Annotated in this window: 11 protein-coding genes; 2 read left to right on the top strand and 9 right to left on the bottom strand. The window is 40.5% G+C overall.

Annotated features, from left to right (window positions below):
• Positions 1-25 precede the first annotated feature (25 nt).
• From BLO53_RS02150 to surE, 8 genes are all read right to left on the bottom strand, one after another.
• On the bottom strand, positions 26-1,114 hold the full coding sequence (locus BLO53_RS02150; protein ID WP_092058790.1) for an undecaprenyldiphospho-muramoylpentapeptide beta-N-acetylglucosaminyltransferase: 1,089 nt from the start codon (positions 1,112-1,114) through the stop codon (positions 26-28).
• A gap of 63 nt (positions 1,115-1,177) precedes the next feature.
• A complete protein-coding gene (locus tag BLO53_RS02145) occupies positions 1,178-1,420 on the bottom strand; it encodes a TIGR03905 family TSCPD domain-containing protein (RefSeq protein ID WP_207648456.1) in 243 nt (80 codons plus the stop codon).
• Positions 1,421-1,536: 116 nt separating this feature from the next.
• Positions 1,537-2,628 carry a hypothetical protein gene (locus BLO53_RS02140; protein WP_092058786.1) on the bottom strand — a complete coding sequence of 364 codons (1,092 nt, stop codon included), beginning with the start codon at positions 2,626-2,628 and terminating at the stop codon, positions 1,537-1,539.
• 36 nt (positions 2,629-2,664) lie between these two features.
• Positions 2,665-4,131, bottom strand: a complete 1,467-nt coding sequence (locus BLO53_RS02135; protein ID WP_242875272.1) for an MBOAT family O-acyltransferase — start codon at positions 4,129-4,131, stop codon at positions 2,665-2,667.
• Positions 4,132-4,332: 201 nt separating this feature from the next.
• A complete protein-coding gene (locus BLO53_RS02130; RefSeq protein ID WP_176757120.1) occupies positions 4,333-8,028 on the bottom strand; it encodes an endo-1,4-beta-xylanase in 3,696 nt (1,231 codons plus the stop codon).
• Between the two features lie 177 nt (positions 8,029-8,205).
• Positions 8,206-9,654, bottom strand: a complete 1,449-nt coding sequence (locus tag BLO53_RS02125) for a CapA family protein (RefSeq protein WP_092058779.1) — start codon at positions 9,652-9,654, stop codon at positions 8,206-8,208.
• A complete protein-coding gene (locus BLO53_RS02120) occupies positions 9,654-11,915 on the bottom strand; it encodes a DUF3160 domain-containing protein (RefSeq protein WP_092058777.1) in 2,262 nt (753 codons plus the stop codon). The genes BLO53_RS02125 and BLO53_RS02120 overlap by 1 nt, the downstream gene beginning before the upstream one ends.
• A 53-nt stretch (positions 11,916-11,968) precedes the next feature.
• Positions 11,969-12,679, bottom strand: coding sequence for a 5'/3'-nucleotidase SurE (gene surE / locus BLO53_RS02115; RefSeq protein ID WP_176757119.1), 711 nt, complete (start codon positions 12,677-12,679; stop codon positions 11,969-11,971).
• 34 nt (positions 12,680-12,713) lie between these two features.
• Between surE and BLO53_RS02110 the strand changes: the two genes are divergently transcribed.
• Both BLO53_RS02110 and BLO53_RS02105 read left to right on the top strand, forming a co-directional pair.
• Complete coding sequence (locus BLO53_RS02110) at positions 12,714-14,258, top strand: Y-family DNA polymerase (protein ID WP_092058894.1); 1,545 nt, start codon at positions 12,714-12,716, stop codon at positions 14,256-14,258.
• Positions 14,259-14,278: 20 nt separating this feature from the next.
• A complete protein-coding gene (locus tag BLO53_RS02105) occupies positions 14,279-14,698 on the top strand; it encodes a hypothetical protein (protein WP_092058773.1) in 420 nt (139 codons plus the stop codon).
• Here the strand turns inward: BLO53_RS02105 and BLO53_RS02100 are convergent, their stop codons facing one another.
• Entirely contained in the window at positions 14,699-16,024 is a 1,326-nt protein-coding gene (locus BLO53_RS02100) for an MATE family efflux transporter (RefSeq protein WP_092058892.1), read from the bottom strand.
• Positions 16,025-16,072: the final 48 nt, after the last annotated feature.

The raw sequence follows: 16,072 nt of genomic DNA, 5'->3' as shown, positions 1-16,072 counted from the left end.
TCTTATAAGTCTGTTCATGATTTTATCAGCTATGCTGCTCAATCTCATCATTTAATATCTTAACTATAGTATTGGTTGCTGAGTGAAGGCTGCTCTTACTCATATTATCCAGGTACTTCTCTCTATTCTCATAAAGGTCCTGAATTGTCTCAACTAGAATGTCCTCATCCAGTTCATCATTATCAATCACAAGTGAAAAGCCCTGCTGTTCAAAGGATCTTGCATTAAGCATCTGATCCCCTCTGCTTGATCTTGTTGATAAAGGTATCAGTATATTAGGCTTTTTAAGTGCAAGGAGCTCGCAGATTGAGTTTGCACCTGCTCTTGATACCACTATATCTGCCATGGCAAAAAGATCTTTGAGTTCATTCTTAACATATTCAAACTGCTTGTACCCTGGAACAGATAATTTCAGGTTATCCATTTTCTCTTTTCCACAAATATGGACAACATTAAAATCAGGAAGGATTCGTGGAAGTGCAAAACGTACAGTTTCATTTACAGACTGAGCACCAAGGCTACCGCCGATAACCATAAGAACCGGCTTGTCATCTGTAAATCCACATAGTTCTTTTCCAACACTAGCATTTCCCATTCCAAGTTCTTCTCTGATAGGAGTTCCTGTAAGGATTGCCTTGTCAGCCGGAAGATGTCTCATAGTCTCCGGGAAGTTACAGCAGATCTTGCTGGCGCCATTCATGCTAAGCTTGTTGGCAAGACCTGGTGTAATATCTGACTCATGCACTATGTAAGGAATCTTAAGCACTCTTGCCGCCCTTACTACTGGTACACTGACAAATCCACCTTTTGAAAAAACGATATCTGGCTTGATCTTTTTGAGAAGTGAAATAGATTCTGTAAATCCCTTCATTACCCTGAATGGATCTGTAAAATTCTTGGGGTCAAAATATCTTCTAAGCTTACCTGTAGCTATTCCAAAATAAGGAATATTGTAATCCTCGATAAGTTTCTTCTCTATTCCTTCGTAAGATCCAATGTAATATATTTCATAGCCAGCCTTTTTAAGTGCTGGAATAAGTGCAATATTAGGTGTTACATGGCCTGCACTTCCACCACCTGTAAGGACGATTTTCTTTGTAGCCTTCTCGCTCAACTTACTAACCTTCTTTCAAATTAAATACAAATCACGAATAACTACTCAATGCTTATACCTTGATCAAGCATTCATTGCCTGTTCGATAGCATATGACAACTGATCAGGACAAGATGTTGGCTTCATACCGCATCTGATACCACGAAGCTTTGAAATAGCATCCTCACACTTCATACCCTCAACAAGTCTTGATACTCCCTGAAGATTACCATTGCAGCCGCCTGTAAAAGCAACGCTTTTAATAATTCCATCCTCAACATCAATGTCAATCTGAGTTGAGCATGTACCCTTTGTCTTATAGATCATAATAATTCTCCCATTCTATATTTAAATAAATGCCTTTTTTACACTTTTGGTTGCACTTTAGTATAACACCTTCAGCTAAATATTCCATAAAAAATATGAAGGGCTTTTTGTTTCTCTTATTCTTCTGCGTAGTTTAGAAGTCCCTTTTCTTCATATGGAATGATATACTCATTTACAACCTTATCAGAAAAGTTCCTGACCCCTTCTATGACTTCCTCATAATTCTCAAGAGTCATCTCATTTTCACCAGCTATCATTTTGTCTAACATAAGCTTATTGATCTCAGGCGCAAAATGAAGTGTATCCATATAGATTTCCAGGTTTGTGGCCACATCCTCCTGGGCCTGGAAACAGAACACCCGCACATTATCATATTGTAAAAGAGCTTTTGTCATCTGCAGCTCATTGTAGATATAAGCATCTCTTTCGCCGCTTCTTACAATTCCATCCCACCATAACATTGAATATACAGGGTAGAAAAAGATAAACTCTGTCTCAGGATGAGCTTCCACCTTACTTGTCAAAAGAGCTATGTTATCCTCAAGATTCTTCTGGTATACAGTTTCATCCATCATAGGCGTAATATCTTTTGCCCTGTGATATAGTCCAAGGGCCATATCACTGTTAAAACTCTTCCACTTAGCCCAATTGTAAGAAAGGCTCTCGTCGTAGTCTCCTATAAATGAACTGGCTATCTCATAGGGAATCTTTTCAAGCAATACGTCTTTATTATAAAGATACCTGACATCATTAAAGGGGTTTTTGTCATAGAGATATGTTGGACATCCCGTAGATTCAAAGGTTGTCTCTGCTGTCATTGCAAGTGATGAAGGATCTATGTTGTAAAAGACTCTCTTAATATCATGATTTTCAAAGGCCACATCAAGCATGTAGCACAGATCTGCTGTGGCTCCATAAGATCTTACCGCCTTTATGGACTTGCCGCCATAGGCTTCGTCATACCAGTCATTGTCATTATTTTCAACTACCGAAGACCCAACAATCAGCGTATCGTAATCAAAATTTCTAAGAGTACCTATGCACTGATATTCCTTGTCAGTAAGAACAGCCTTAAGTCCAAACCATGGCTTGTGATAGTGATAAAAAGGGTCAAAAACATATACTATTCCCCCTACTAAAACTGCCAGTATAAGAATTGCTGAAAGCAGGCTTTTTATGAACTTTTTTGAATTACTATTTTTATCCATAACTTATTACTTTCTCATAATCTATTTTCACCCTCTTTAAAACTGGAAATACAAGAATGTGCTCACAGTTGAAAGAGATATAAAAGACCAGATGAACAGTATCACAAGGCCTACTATCTGTTTTTTCTCAAATTTAGTCTCAGATACTATCTGGGCTGTATTCTTCATGCGCATTACTACAGCACTTATTACCAAAAGAACTATGAAAGTTCCAAGATATACCAAGTTTACAAGTGCTCCTCTACCAGTCTGTGTCAGGAGCTGCCTAAGGAGATAGTTTTCCGGAATTGCCAGATTCTCAGCTGTTCTAAATAAGAATCCCGGATATGTCCATACAAAAAATCTCTTAAACATCATTCCTGCATAGGTCATGTCCTGAGATCCAAAGAACACCAGCGAAATCACGAAGAAGGTGAAGGTAAAGACATTTCCGAGCCAACGAGGAATTACTATCAGAGGCTTTTCCCTAAATAAATATCTGCTTTTCTTCTGGCCGCTCTCTGATTTTTCCTTAACTCCAATAATTCCTAAGTTATCAAATACTACAAGTATGCCCTGCATGAGTCCCCAGCAAATAAATGTCCAGCCAGCGCCATGCCACAAGCCGCTCAGCACAAAGACAATTAGCACATTGGCTATGGTCCTTATCTTGCCTTTTCTGTTACCACCAAGAGGAATATACACGTATTTTATAAAGAATCTTGAAAGCGTCATATGCCAGCGCTGCCATAGCTCTTTTGAAGATGCTGCCTTAAATGGAGAATTGAAGTTTACAGGAAGTTCAAAGCCCAGCATAAGACTGACTCCATTTGCCATATCGCAGTAACCTGAAAAATCAAGATAGATTTCAAAAGCGTAGGCTATCATAACAAGAGCCACAGTCAAGGTGTCAAGGTAATAAGTATAATGAAAGCCGTAATTTACAGCCTTTGCCAGGTTATCTGCAAGAAGAACCTTCTTGGAAAGGCCGATGATAAAAGACATTAGTCCCCTTGCCATCTGGTCTGAGTCATAAGCTCTTCGCTTTATGTCCTCAAACTGATCTATCATTTCCTTGTGAAAGGCAATTGGTCCCTGGATCAGCTTAGGAAAGTAAACAGTGAACATCAGGTACTTTAAAAATGGATAATGTGGAGCTTTCCCATTTGCTCTGTCTACAATAAAAGAAATCTGTCCAAAGGTAAAAAAGCTGATTCCAACAGGCATAAGTATTTCTTTTGCAGAAAATGTCGCACCTGTTATGGCGCCCAAATTATCAAAGAAAAAGCCAAGATACTTAAAATAAAACAGCATGCCTAGATTTGCTATGACTCCTACAACCTTGATGGCGGTAAAAGCTCCGCTCTTTGCCTTATTCTTTTCAAATATCTGTATGAGAAAACTAAGTCCATAGTTTAAGGCAATGCTCGCAAGAAGAACTACTACAAAAGTAGTTCCAAAAGTGTAATAGAAATACAGTGACATCAGCACTAAAAACACATCTGCCACTGTATATTTTTCCAATTTATTAAAAAGCCTCCAACCTGCAAGCAGAATTGGCAGGAACAATAGTATAAATGTAAAAGAGTTAAACCCCATTTATTCTTCTCTCAATCTTTAGATTTCATGAAGAGTATACCAAATCTGCTCCTTAGTGTAAAACAGCGCAAAGGGGGCAGATTGCTCTGCCCCCAGGGTTGTTGTTTGTGTGTTTTATCTAACTTATTATTTTACAAGAACACAGTTCTCATCGAATGTGTACTTCTTGCCCCACTTTGTGATGGTCTCGTTCTTAGCAAGCTTTCCATCTGCCTTTGCATAGTACTTGTTATCACCATCTGTGATCCAGTCAGAAATTACAAGTCGTCCATCTGCCTTTGCATAATAGTTGCTTCCTTCAAACTCGAAGAATCCAGTAAATACAGCGCCATCTTCGCCAAAGATATATGTCTGAGTCCACTTCTTAACTACTTCATTCTTGGCAATAGAGCCATCTGCCTTTGCGTAGTACTTAGCACCATCTACTGTTACGAAGGTCTGCTTCTGCATTACGCCCCTCGCATTGAAGAAGTATGTAACTCCATCAATTGTCTGGAAGCCTGTAAGCTTCTCGCCATCTTCTGTTACATAGTAGGTTGCTCCCCACTTGGTAACAAGTGTAGCCTGCTTCTCAGGTTCAACACCTGGATCAGGCTCTTCACCATCAGCAAGTACGATTGTTCCAAATACTGCAGGTGATGACCAGCCATTACCTGACTTATCAGCCCAGTTAAGGTATCCAAGTCTTCTTCCTGCTGCATCAGCATCATTAACCTGAATATCGAAACCAACCTGTGCGCCAACATGTGCCATAATATCTGTCCACTTGAAGGCAGCCTCGATCACATAACCTTCTTCTGTTACAACTGCTGCTGAATTTACATTTTCTGCAACGCACTTTGTGCCATTGAAGCTATATGCGTTCTCGTAATTAATTCTGTACTGCTTGTCGTCATCCTGATAAGCTGATGACTTATTGTTGTTCTCATCGATAAATACTTCTACAGAATCCTGCTCCCAAGCATCTGATGCTGCTTTATTAAGAACAGAATCCTTAACTGTTGTAAGAACATAAAGGTTTTCTTCATCCCAAAGAACCTTTGCAGTTGCTGAAGCCTTTGCACCATTGTTGATTGCTACAGGGATTTCTTTTGCTGTAGCCCATGCTGCATCAGATATATCGCCATCAACTACTACTGTTCCCTTCTTAACTGCTACAAGTGGCTTAATAACTGTCTCAGCATAATACTTGCTGGTCTCATACTGCTTGTATGTAGTGTCATTAAACGCCATTACCTTGTCGCCATCCTGGAATCTAAAGTCAATCTTAACCTTATTAGCTTCAAGTACTGACATGTCTACTGGAACATTAACAATTGTCTCGTAACCCTTTTCTGTAGCTGTTGCTTCACTTCTTGATACTGCAGTAACCTTGATAGCGCCGTCATCTGTGAATATTACAACCTTATCATTTTCATCAATAGTTGCGTCTGTAACAGTAACTTTAACGTCGATTCCATCTTCACTCCACATAGGAACAAACAAAGCATCGGAATCTTCCATTGTCAAATCATATCCATGACCAGCACTGAAATCACCATTTGCATTCTGTACAAGTGTTATTGTCTGGATTTCTGGCTCAAGCTCGCCAGCATCTACAAGTGCCCAGAAAGCATTCTTAGCCTTATAATAATCATCAAAGAGAAGAGGATACTGTCTAACTCTTCCGTTTGCTCCGCCGCCTACGCTATTAGATGTCTGAAGCCATGAGTGCTTATCTGTTACTCCCCAGATTGTCATACCTGTGAAGTTTACGCCCTCATTTCTAAGTCTTCTGATTGTGTCATAAACTGCCTTATATCTCTGAGCAAGTCTCTCATCTGTTGAATTAGCACTTCCCTTGAAGTCAAGCTCTGTCACCTGAACCTGATCAACAAGCTCTGCATATCTGTGAGCTGCAGCTTTAAATGCATCCATAGAAGGATCATTATTAGCTATCTGATAATGTCCCTGCATGCCCATTCCATCGATTCTTGCACCAGGTGTAGCTTTAACATTTGAGATAAGCTGGCAGATACCATTTACCTTGTTTGAAGAAGTATCATTGTAATCATTGTAGAAAAGAGCTATCTCAGCTGGCATGTATTTGTTTGCATATACGAATGCATTGTTGATGAACTCAGGAGACTGATATACTCTCCACCATGTAGAATTCTCGTTTGCATTTCTGTATGTGCCTGTTCCGTCACTTACAGCCTCATTTACCACATCCCATCCATAGAACATTCCAGCATACTTGCTGCCTTCACCAGTAAAGTGCTGTGCAACCTCTCTGATGTAGATCTCAAGACGCTTGTTCATAACTTCTGGTGTTACATAAGGCTTGGATGTGTCATAGTCCTCATGGAAGAAGAAATCAGGAGTCTGAGAGTGCCATACAAGAACGTGTCCTCTTATTCTGATCTTCTTGTCTGGATGCTCATTGTTCCAGTCAAGGAAGTAATCAAGACGTCCCTCAGGTGTTGAGAAATCAAGCTTAGGGAATGGAACCATCTCGCCATTAAGCTCCATATCAACAATTTCAGCACCCTTCTTGAGCATTGCATCTGGCTTAAGCTCATTACCAAGAGTTACACCATTGAAGTGCTTAGTTGTAAGTGCCAGGTCGTTAGGGTCACGGAACTCGTCATAGCTGACAGCTGTTCCGATAATGAAGTCCTCGCCCATAAGAGCTTCTACTGGGTCACGAAGGTCTACGATGTCATACTCTACTCCAGCTTCAGGCTTCTCTTCAGCAGGTGTTGTGTCTACTACGACCTCTACCTTCTCAACCTTAACGCTAAATGGATATGTCTGCTCATTCATAGCCATGATAGCTATAGCATCTACGTCCTTAGTAGCGCTTGGATATGTTGCATATTCCTTGCTGCCTTTTTTGCCGTAATCTGCAGTAAGTTCCTCTCCTTCGCTGTATGTCTTAAAGCATACAGACTGGCTGTTAGCCTCTTCAAAAGTGATCTTTAAAGCCTTGATATTTTCTCCAGGAACTTTCTCGCCAAGTGAAAGATTGAACTGATCCCACTCCTTCTCAAATGTGAGAACACCATCTTTTACTACTACAGGCTCGCCTTCCTGCCATGCTTTTTCAAATACCAGGTTATCACCTTCAAATACAAGAACTTTTTCATTAGTGTGCGCAGGTTCTGAAGTTGCCTCAACAACAACATCATCAATTGTTATGCCATATGGATAGTTCTCTTCTCCTGATGGCATTGACATAACACCGATGTATCTTACTGTTCCATCATATGTAGGAACCATTGTGTACTGACTATTTCCATTGCAGCCATAGTTAGCCTGTTTCTCATTCATGTCAGCATCATAGAACTTGATGCATACATTGTTCTGCTGGTTAGAAACCTTTACTGTAACTCCCTTTACATTAGCTGAATCAAATGTGTTACCAAGGTCGTAAACAAACTCCTGATACTGCTTGGTAAACGTAAGCTTGCCAGAACTTGTAACGCTTGAATTCCATCTGTCATGGAAAACAAGATTATTCTTATCTGCCTCCTCAATTTCAGGTTCTTCAATTACAGGGGCATCGGTTCCAGGTTCTTCTTCCTCTTTTGTTTCGTCGGAAGATCCTGCTGTTGCAGACTCATCAATTACCTCTTCTTCAGAAGATCCCGCTGTTGCAGCTTCTTCTGATGAAGCTTCAGCTGAAGCCTCTGCTACAGCTTCCTGCTGCTCTTCCACTACTGATAATTCCCCAGGTTCAGTAGCGTAAACCGTTGTTACTCCGGCACCAACACTAGTTACTGACAGCATTCCTGCCATAACAAGTGATGATAACCCCAACCACTTTTTGTGCATACTCATGCTTCCTCCTTTTATTAGTCTTTTGTGCAATATCCCCATGCACTACTTCGCTAATATAAATTATTTAGTATTTTCGCATAGTACGCTTATCAAAAAATGCTATCCTGTTGCTAAATTTTGCAATTTTACCCATAAATTTGCATTATTTTTTGACAATTTTAGTAAATCTCATGTTAATTATTTCCAAAAAGCGCTTATAAGCTCTAGTTTATGGCTCTTTATAGTAACTCCGTCCCAGGTGTGACTAATAACAACCTTGGCTTCTCCTCCAGTTCTTGTTTCCTCTTTCATACCCTGATTAGCCCTGAAATTACCAAGAGAATAGTAAATAAGAGTTTCTCCACCATCATCTCTTTTTATTGTCTCCGTTTCCTGAACAACATGAGGATGGCTTCCAATAATAAGGTCTGCACCAGCTCTTGCCAAAAGCGCAGCCATTTCTCTCTGCTGTTTTGTCACTTCTTTTTTATATTCTTCTCCCCAGTGGGCAAAAACAATGATAAAGTCCGCTTCTTTTCTAGCTCTTTCAAAGCCTTCCAAAAGCTCTTTTTCCTGATTATCATCTTGAGGGAAGTAGTGGACCGCATAGGGATATACTTTGGAAATATCCCCAACATTAGTCCCATATGTATATGAGAAGACTGCAAATCTGATGCCATTTCTACTGATCAGTTCATAGGGCTTATAGCTTGTGTCGCTACTTTTCTGTATCCCCGGACACAGAATGTCTTTGGACTGATAGAAATTATAGGTATAATCAAGCGCTGATATTCCTTTATCCATAATATGGTTATTGGCACAGGCTGCTATATCAAAGCCTGCATCTGCTATAGCTTCTCCCACTTCTTTTGGAGAACCAAATTGCGGATATCCGCTCACCTGATTCCTATCTTCTACAAGAACCGTCTCAGCATTAAGGGCTGCTATATCTGCGTTTCTGATTTCATCTTTAAATGGCTCATACAGAAAATCAAATTTACCATTTTCCTCATGTTCTGCGTATTCATAAATCTCAATGTGTATCAGGTTATCCCCAAAGGCTACGAAGCTGACATCGCTCTTTTCCCGCCTTAGTCCCCAGTCATTCCATCTCCAGAGACTGATCTCTTTATCAACTGACTCGCACATTATCATGGAGGAATTCTTGTGATAGGTTTTTATCCTATTTATCAATATTCCTGTCTCGGATGCCCCCCACATTGGCACTATATTCCCGGATTTTTCAAATCTGTAGATAAATAAATGCTGCGAGTAATTCTTTTCATCTGTCTTTTTCCAAAATGGCATGTGCTTGCCATAAATCCCTTTTTTCCAAAGAATAGCTAGAATTTCTTCCTGCCCGTCATTATCAATATCTGCAGCTATAACATCCTGAATTTTATAAGCTTTATCTGACCTAAATATTTCATAGCCCTTGCTGTCGTAAATTGCAAAAGCCTTTTTATCCAGAATCAGCTCAGCCTTCTCATCTTCGCCTTTTCTTATGCTGATCTGCTTTTTTTGCCATTTTACCCAGGAGGGAATAGTGTTTTTTCTGATTATCAATACAACGCAAATAGCTACTACTATTCCGAAGAATAGCAGTAGCCATCTAAATTTTTTATTTTTTAGAAAAAGATTTTTCATTATCTACCTAATCTGTAGCTCTGTGTCCACTCTGGCTGTGTGATAGGGTTTTCTACTTCTATCCAGTTATAGTCATCATCATAATAGCCACCCTCAAGCATGCCTCTCCACTGGCTATCAGTAAGTCTGTCTGAGATGCCTGTCTCAAACTGGTAGAAACTGTATACGCTTCCCTTACCTACGTGGAGCTCTCCATCTATCGGAAATACTACGTATACAGCATCTGCTTCTCCTGTACCAACTTCCAAAACTGTTCCATTTGGATCTGTGGCAATATCTGCGATTATTGGACATGGGGCCTGATAACTATAAACAAGTGCTTCATCAAAGTTCTCTTCATTTACTTCGCTCCAGAAATGCTCAAGATATCCACCATAGCATCTGATGAATTCGTAATCCTCATCAGAAAGAGCCTCGTTTTTAAGCTCTTTTTCTGAAATTGTCAAAAGTGTTCCTGCAATCTCAGAGAGCTTATCCAAATCTTCCTTGCCAGAATCGCTGAGCATTCCATAGCCTTCAAGACCTTCCTTGGTTTTATCAGAAAGGAATTTGAATCTGCTATAGACAACAGGCTGTGGATCAACATATCCTCTGTCGTCCAGAATCTCCTGTTCTCCATCACCCATTTCGGCCATTACCTGTTTTGCATAAAGAATTGTGTCGTGTTTGAGCTCAGCAAAAGAGCCAGTAAAGGTCTCAAGGTTTTTCTTGGTCCACTCACTATTGGTCATATAGGAAGGATATCCTTCGCCCTTTTCCTCAAGAAGTGGTCTAAGGGTGTTGAGCCATCCAGCATAAAGACTTGCATTCCAGAACTGTGGATCACTGTTATTGAACTTATCTGACACAATTGTCAGGTTGTCTGTATAGTTCTTATAATCAGTTGCTCCCTGATTTGTTAAAATTTCAAGAGCAGTCTCTGATCCAAGAGCAGCTGGTGTATCAAGAGCATCTGGAAGATAACGCCTATCACCATTTGAATTTTCTTCTACAGAGCTGTAAACGAGCCTTTGCATAATTGCTGCATCAATAGTAAATCTCTGTCCCATGAATCTGAAGGAAGGGATGATTGGGTCATCTCCATCCTTTACAGGGATTGAATTGATCTCAGGAAGTTTTAGCTCTTTTACTGCAGCAAGAACCTTATCAAATCCATCCTTGTTATCTGCAAGCTTTGAAACATCTGCTCCTGCTCCATAACTAAGAGTTACTATATCAGACATTTCTGTGTATCCAGGATCATCAGAAGCTCCCGCAAAGAAGCTTGTTATCTTATAGATACTCTCCCAGGAATCGCCACTTTCAGAAATTGCTATTGTCTGCAGAATGGCACTCTTTACCATGTCTTCGTTATCGAGAGCATAAGGTATTCTGCCATACCACATCATGGCTCTGAAATATTTCTCGAGGATTTCATCTCCCTCATAGTATCCACGTGGCTTGTACTGGGAATAATCCTCATTAAGGCTTGTGAGTGAGCAGACAGCAATTCCCTCAGCCCCCATGATCTTGTTGTATTCATCATTTACCACGCTGTCAAAAGAGCTATCGCTTATAGGTGCTGCAACGCTTTCATCAAGCAGCTTATTTCCTATGTAAAAGAACTCCAAATTGCGAAGTGCTGCGCTTTCCCAGTCGCTTCCCTTAAGAGCCTCGTACTGGTTCTTTGAATTCTCAAGCATTGCTGTGCTGAGCTTTTGAAGTTCACCAGACAAATAGTCCTTTTCTGAATGCTTCATAAGGTAAGCAAAGTAAAGATGGTAGGTATGCATAAGGGAATCTACAGTAACAAAGCTTGGAATCTGGCTATATCTGTTTCCTTCATATACATCAAAAAACTCACTATAGCCACCGTCATGTACAACGGCAAAGTTTTTTTCTATAAGGGCATTTCTAAGGCTCTGCACATCGTTATATTCACTTTGGTATTCCAGATCCAAAGTCCACTTCTGATTATCATTGTAAACAACATTAGAAAAATCAGGATTTACGCTATAGCCTGGTACTGAAGGAACAAGATCTGGATCATAATAGATTACTTCCTCAACACCTAAAAGGCTTGTTCTTCCAGATGTTGACACGGGAACTACCTCTGTATCTGTCTTGGCTTCGTCCTCTTTCTCTTTGCCGGTAGACTCATCTGTGCTGCTTACTGTCTCTGAATTCTCCACATCAGTACTAGTATCTGGCTCTTTGGGAGTCAGACTACAGCCTGTAACCATGGTTACAGCAAGTAACATTGCTAATACTCTTTTTTTCATAACAACCTCCTATTAACGCTACAACATGATGTCACTTGTAACTGAAACTTACTTCAGCTAATGTTTTTAACTACTCCAATAGAAATATAATTATCCAGTACGGCGCCTATATCTGTACCTTCCTCAGTTGTAGGACTAAAAATGCCATCAACCATAAGGCTTACACCGCCATTTGAAAATTCCTCTACAGCCTTGTATCTATCAGTATAAAAAGACTTCCTTGAAACCTTTCTGTCTCTTAGTATTCCCTTGCACTCGCCTGCTTTACAATGAGGGAAGTTTACGTTCCATATCTGGCCAGGAACGTAGGGCTTATCAATAAGTTCAGCCATTATCTCTTTTAGGTATTTGTCTGTAACCTCATGACAGCCATTCATACCCTCAGAAAACGCAATTGATAGTATTCCCTGAAACTCTCCTTCAAATGCGGCACCGGCAGTTGCTGAATACTGGATATCTGATGCTACATTGTAGCCAAAGTTAATTCCAGACATAATTATATCAGGTTTTTCTGGCATTATGTTAAGTATCCCAACTCTTACGCAATCCCCCGGAGTTCCTGTGCATGAAAAGGCACGGACTCCCTCCATAAGCTGAAATGGATGAACATCAATCGGATGCCTTAATGTTATGCTGTGAGAAGCAGCACTTCTCTGGCTCTCAGGAGCTACTACCCAGACCTCACCAAACTCTTTTGCCGACTCAGCAAGTCTCCTTATTCCATCAGATTCTATTCCATCATCATTAGTGATTAGTATTCTCATAATGGTTCTCCTACAGTAAAATGTATATATGACAATGGTAGCAAAAAAAAATCAAAAATACTATATAGCCATAGATCTGAAGTCTTTTTATGCATCTGTTGAATGTCAGGATCTCCACAGAAATCCGCTAACTACGAACCTGGTAGTGGCTGACAGGAGCAGAACTGAAAAGACTATTTGTCTTGCAGTCTCTCCATCTCTTAAAAAGTATGGAATTCCAGGGAGAGCAAGGCTTTTTGAAGTTACTCAAAGGGTAAAAGAGGTTAATATCGAGAGGCTGCGCTATGCTCCCGGACATAAATTCACCGGAGAATCGGATGATGCAGAGCTTCTTTCCAAGGATCCATCTCTAAAGCTTTCCTTTATAGCCGCAGTTCCCAGAATGGCCAGATACATGGAGATTAGTACCAGTATCTATCAGATCTATCTTCGCTACATTGCTCCAGAGGATATACATGTTTACTCAATTGACGAGGTCTTCATGGATGTGACCAAGTATCTTAAGATTTATGGCAAAACGCCTAAAGAGCTGGCTATAACCATGATAAAAGATGTTATGAATGCCACTGGGATCACTGCTACAGCTGGGATTGGTACAAATCTCTATTTGGCCAAGGTTGCAATGGATATTGTGGCCAAGCATGTTGATGCAGATGAAAACGGTGTCAGGATTGCAGAACTTGATGAGTACAGCTACAGAGAGCTTTTGTGGGATCACACTCCCATAACAGACTTTTGGAGAGTAGGGCGGGGCTACGCCAAGAGGCTAGCTTCCATGGGTATCTACACCATGGGGGATGTTGCCAGATGCAGCATCGGCTCAGACAGAGATTTTTATAACGAGGAAATTCTATACAAGGCTTTTGGCATAAATGCTGAGCTTCTTATAGATCATGCCTGGGGATATGAGCCTTGCACCATGGAAATGGTAAAGGCCTATAAGCCTGATAACAATAGCGTAAGTCAGGGGCAGGTCCTTCATTGTCCATACACCTTCGATAAGGGGCGGATCATTGTAAAAGAAATGGCAGAGGCTCTGGCAATGGATCTTATGGAAGATGGAAAGGTAACTGATCAGATAGTTCTTTCTATAGGCTATGACATTGATTGCCTAAAAGATCCGGAAATCAGAAAAAAGTACAAAGGTGAAGTAACAAGAGATTACTATGGGCGCGGTCTTGTTCCTGTCCATGCCCATGGGAGCGCCAATCTTGAGGAATTTACCTGCCTTTCACGTGATATTATTGATGCAGCCCTTAGTATCTACGATTCTGAAGTCAACGAGGCCCTACTCATAAGGCGAGTCACTATCGTAGCAAATCACGTCTTGTCCGAAGGGGATGCAACAAAGGCCCGGGAAGATAACTTTGAACAGATGTCTCTTTTTGTTGATTATGAGCAAAAAGAAAAGGCAGCAAAAGAGAAAGAGAAGAAAAACGCAAAGGAAAAGGCCCTGCAAAAGGCTACATTAGAAATCCAAAAGAAGTTTGGAAAAACTGCCATAGCAAGAGGAACCTCCTTTGAAGAGGGTGCTACCGGCCTCGACAGGGCAAGGCAGATTGGCGGTCACAAGGCCTAAGCGCAATATAGGATATAATTATGGGAATAGAGAAGTATAAAGATATTTTACATATGGAAAGACCAGTATCCAAGCGGCATACTCCCATGTCTCTAGAAAATAGAGCAGCTCAGTTTGCGCCCTTTGCTGCCCTTACAGGCTATGATGAAGCAGTAGAAGAGACGGCAAGACTTACAACAGAAAAAATCGAGCTCAGCGAAGAAAAGAAGGCTGAACTCGATCTTGCATTATCAAATCTTTTATCAGTTATTTCATCAGCTGGATCAGCAAGAGTTCAAGTAACTTTTTTTGTACCAGATAACTTAAAATCTGGTGGTGAGTATGTAACCAAGGGCGTCAATGTCAAAAGAGTCGACAATATCAAAAAGGTCCTTATTCTTGAGGATAAGTCTACAATTGATATTACAGACATTTTGAACTTAGAGATTGATTTTAACTGATCATCTCGTAAGGTCTTTTACCCACTTATATTTTCTAAAGCGATGCATTACCCAGGGAATCTTTCCCACTTCATCAAGACAGGTACAGGCATAAACTAAAAGTGGAGACCAGTGGAATACAAAGGCTCCAGCAAGAGCCAGTGGAATAGCTATGCACCACATGGTCACAATAAGACTGTACATGTCAAAAAGAGTATCTCCACCGCCATCAAGCACACCATTTATAGTAACTGTGTTCACAGCCCTTCCTATCATGTAAATAGACATTATTATCATCATTCCAACAAGATAGTTTCTGGCAGCATCAGTCAGTATGACTCCCTTTACAACTATTGGCGTTACTAATAAAACCAGGGCTGTAGAAATAAATCCAATAACGTAGGATATATTCTTTAGCTTAATTCCATAAGCTTTACCTACGTCCAGCTTTCCAGCTCCAAGTTCGTTTCCAACAATAATTCCCGCAGCACTTCCTACTCCGTTACACATGCAGCATATCAGGTCTCTTACAACAGCTGCTATAGAATTGGCTGCAGCAGCATCAACTCCAAGATGTCCCATGATAGCAGTATAAGAAGTAAAGCCTATTCCCCAGCACAGTGACCCTCCAAGAAGCGGAAGATACTGCTTCATAAAGTCCCCTGTAAGACTTAGTGGAATAGCAAAGAGTCTTGAAAGAGCTGGCCTTATATAGGATGGCTTGAATGAGATCACTATGCAGAAGACTAGTTCTATAACTCTTGAAATGGTTGTTGCAAGAGCGGCTCCTCTTGCCTCCATTCTAGGCGCTCCAAGAAGCCCAAAAATAAATACAGCGTTGAGAAGAATATTCATTATGACTACGCTTGAACTGATAAGTGCCCCTTCTTTTATGTTCTCTGTAACTTTCATTATGGACAGGTAGCTCTGAGATATTCCAACAAGAAGGTATGACCAGCCAGCAATCCTAAGGTAGCTTGTTCCAATAGCAATAAGCTGCGGATCTGATGCAAATATATGCATGAGTTTTCCTGGGATAAATTCGCACATTAAAAAGAAAATGATGCATATTATTTCACTTGAAACCAGCATCAGATTAAAGATGTTCTGAAGAGTCTTTTTATCACCTTTTCCCCAGTACTGAGCTCCCAAAATGGCTCCTGCTGTAGTAGAAGAGAAGATAAACATATTTTGCACAAACTGCACCTGAGTAGCAAGTGACACTGCTGTCATCTGTTCCTGGGTGACCCGCCCCAACATAAGTGCATCTGCTGCAGCTACCATAGCAAGCATCAGACTCTGAAGTGCTATTGGAAGTGCTATTCTAAGCAGATTTTTATAAAACATTCTGTTGTCTATCTTTATATCCACAGATAATTCTCCTATTTTATTTCA

Source organism: Butyrivibrio sp. INlla14, from assembly GCF_900102515.1.
Lineage (GTDB): Bacteria > Bacillota > Clostridia > Lachnospirales > Lachnospiraceae > Butyrivibrio.
This window is presented reverse-complemented; position numbering and strand designations above follow the sequence as displayed.

Excerpts from the sequence above, each read along its gene's own strand:
- BLO53_RS02145 (WP_207648456.1), bottom strand. The coding sequence starts at position 1,420 with ATGATCTATAAGACAAAGGGTACATGCTCAACTCAGATTGACATTGAT.
- BLO53_RS02140 (WP_092058786.1), bottom strand. The coding sequence starts at position 2,628 with ATGGATAAAAATAGTAATTCAAAAAAGTTCATAAAAAGCCTGCTTTCA.
- BLO53_RS02130 (WP_176757120.1), bottom strand. The coding sequence starts at position 8,028 with ATGAGTATGCACAAAAAGTGGTTGGGGTTATCATCACTTGTTATGGCA.
- BLO53_RS02125 (WP_092058779.1), bottom strand. The coding sequence starts at position 9,654 with ATGAAAAATCTTTTTCTAAAAAATAAAAAATTTAGATGGCTACTGCTA.
- BLO53_RS02120 (WP_092058777.1), bottom strand. The coding sequence starts at position 11,915 with ATGAAAAAAAGAGTATTAGCAATGTTACTTGCTGTAACCATGGTTACA.
- surE (WP_176757119.1), bottom strand. The coding sequence starts at position 12,679 with ATGAGAATACTAATCACTAATGATGATGGAATAGAATCTGATGGAATA.
- BLO53_RS02110 (WP_092058894.1), top strand. The coding sequence starts at position 12,714 with ATGGTAGCAAAAAAAAATCAAAAATACTATATAGCCATAGATCTGAAG.
- BLO53_RS02105 (WP_092058773.1), top strand. The coding sequence starts at position 14,279 with ATGGGAATAGAGAAGTATAAAGATATTTTACATATGGAAAGACCAGTA.
- BLO53_RS02100 (WP_092058892.1), bottom strand. The coding sequence starts at position 16,024 with ATGTTTTATAAAAATCTGCTTAGAATAGCACTTCCAATAGCACTTCAG.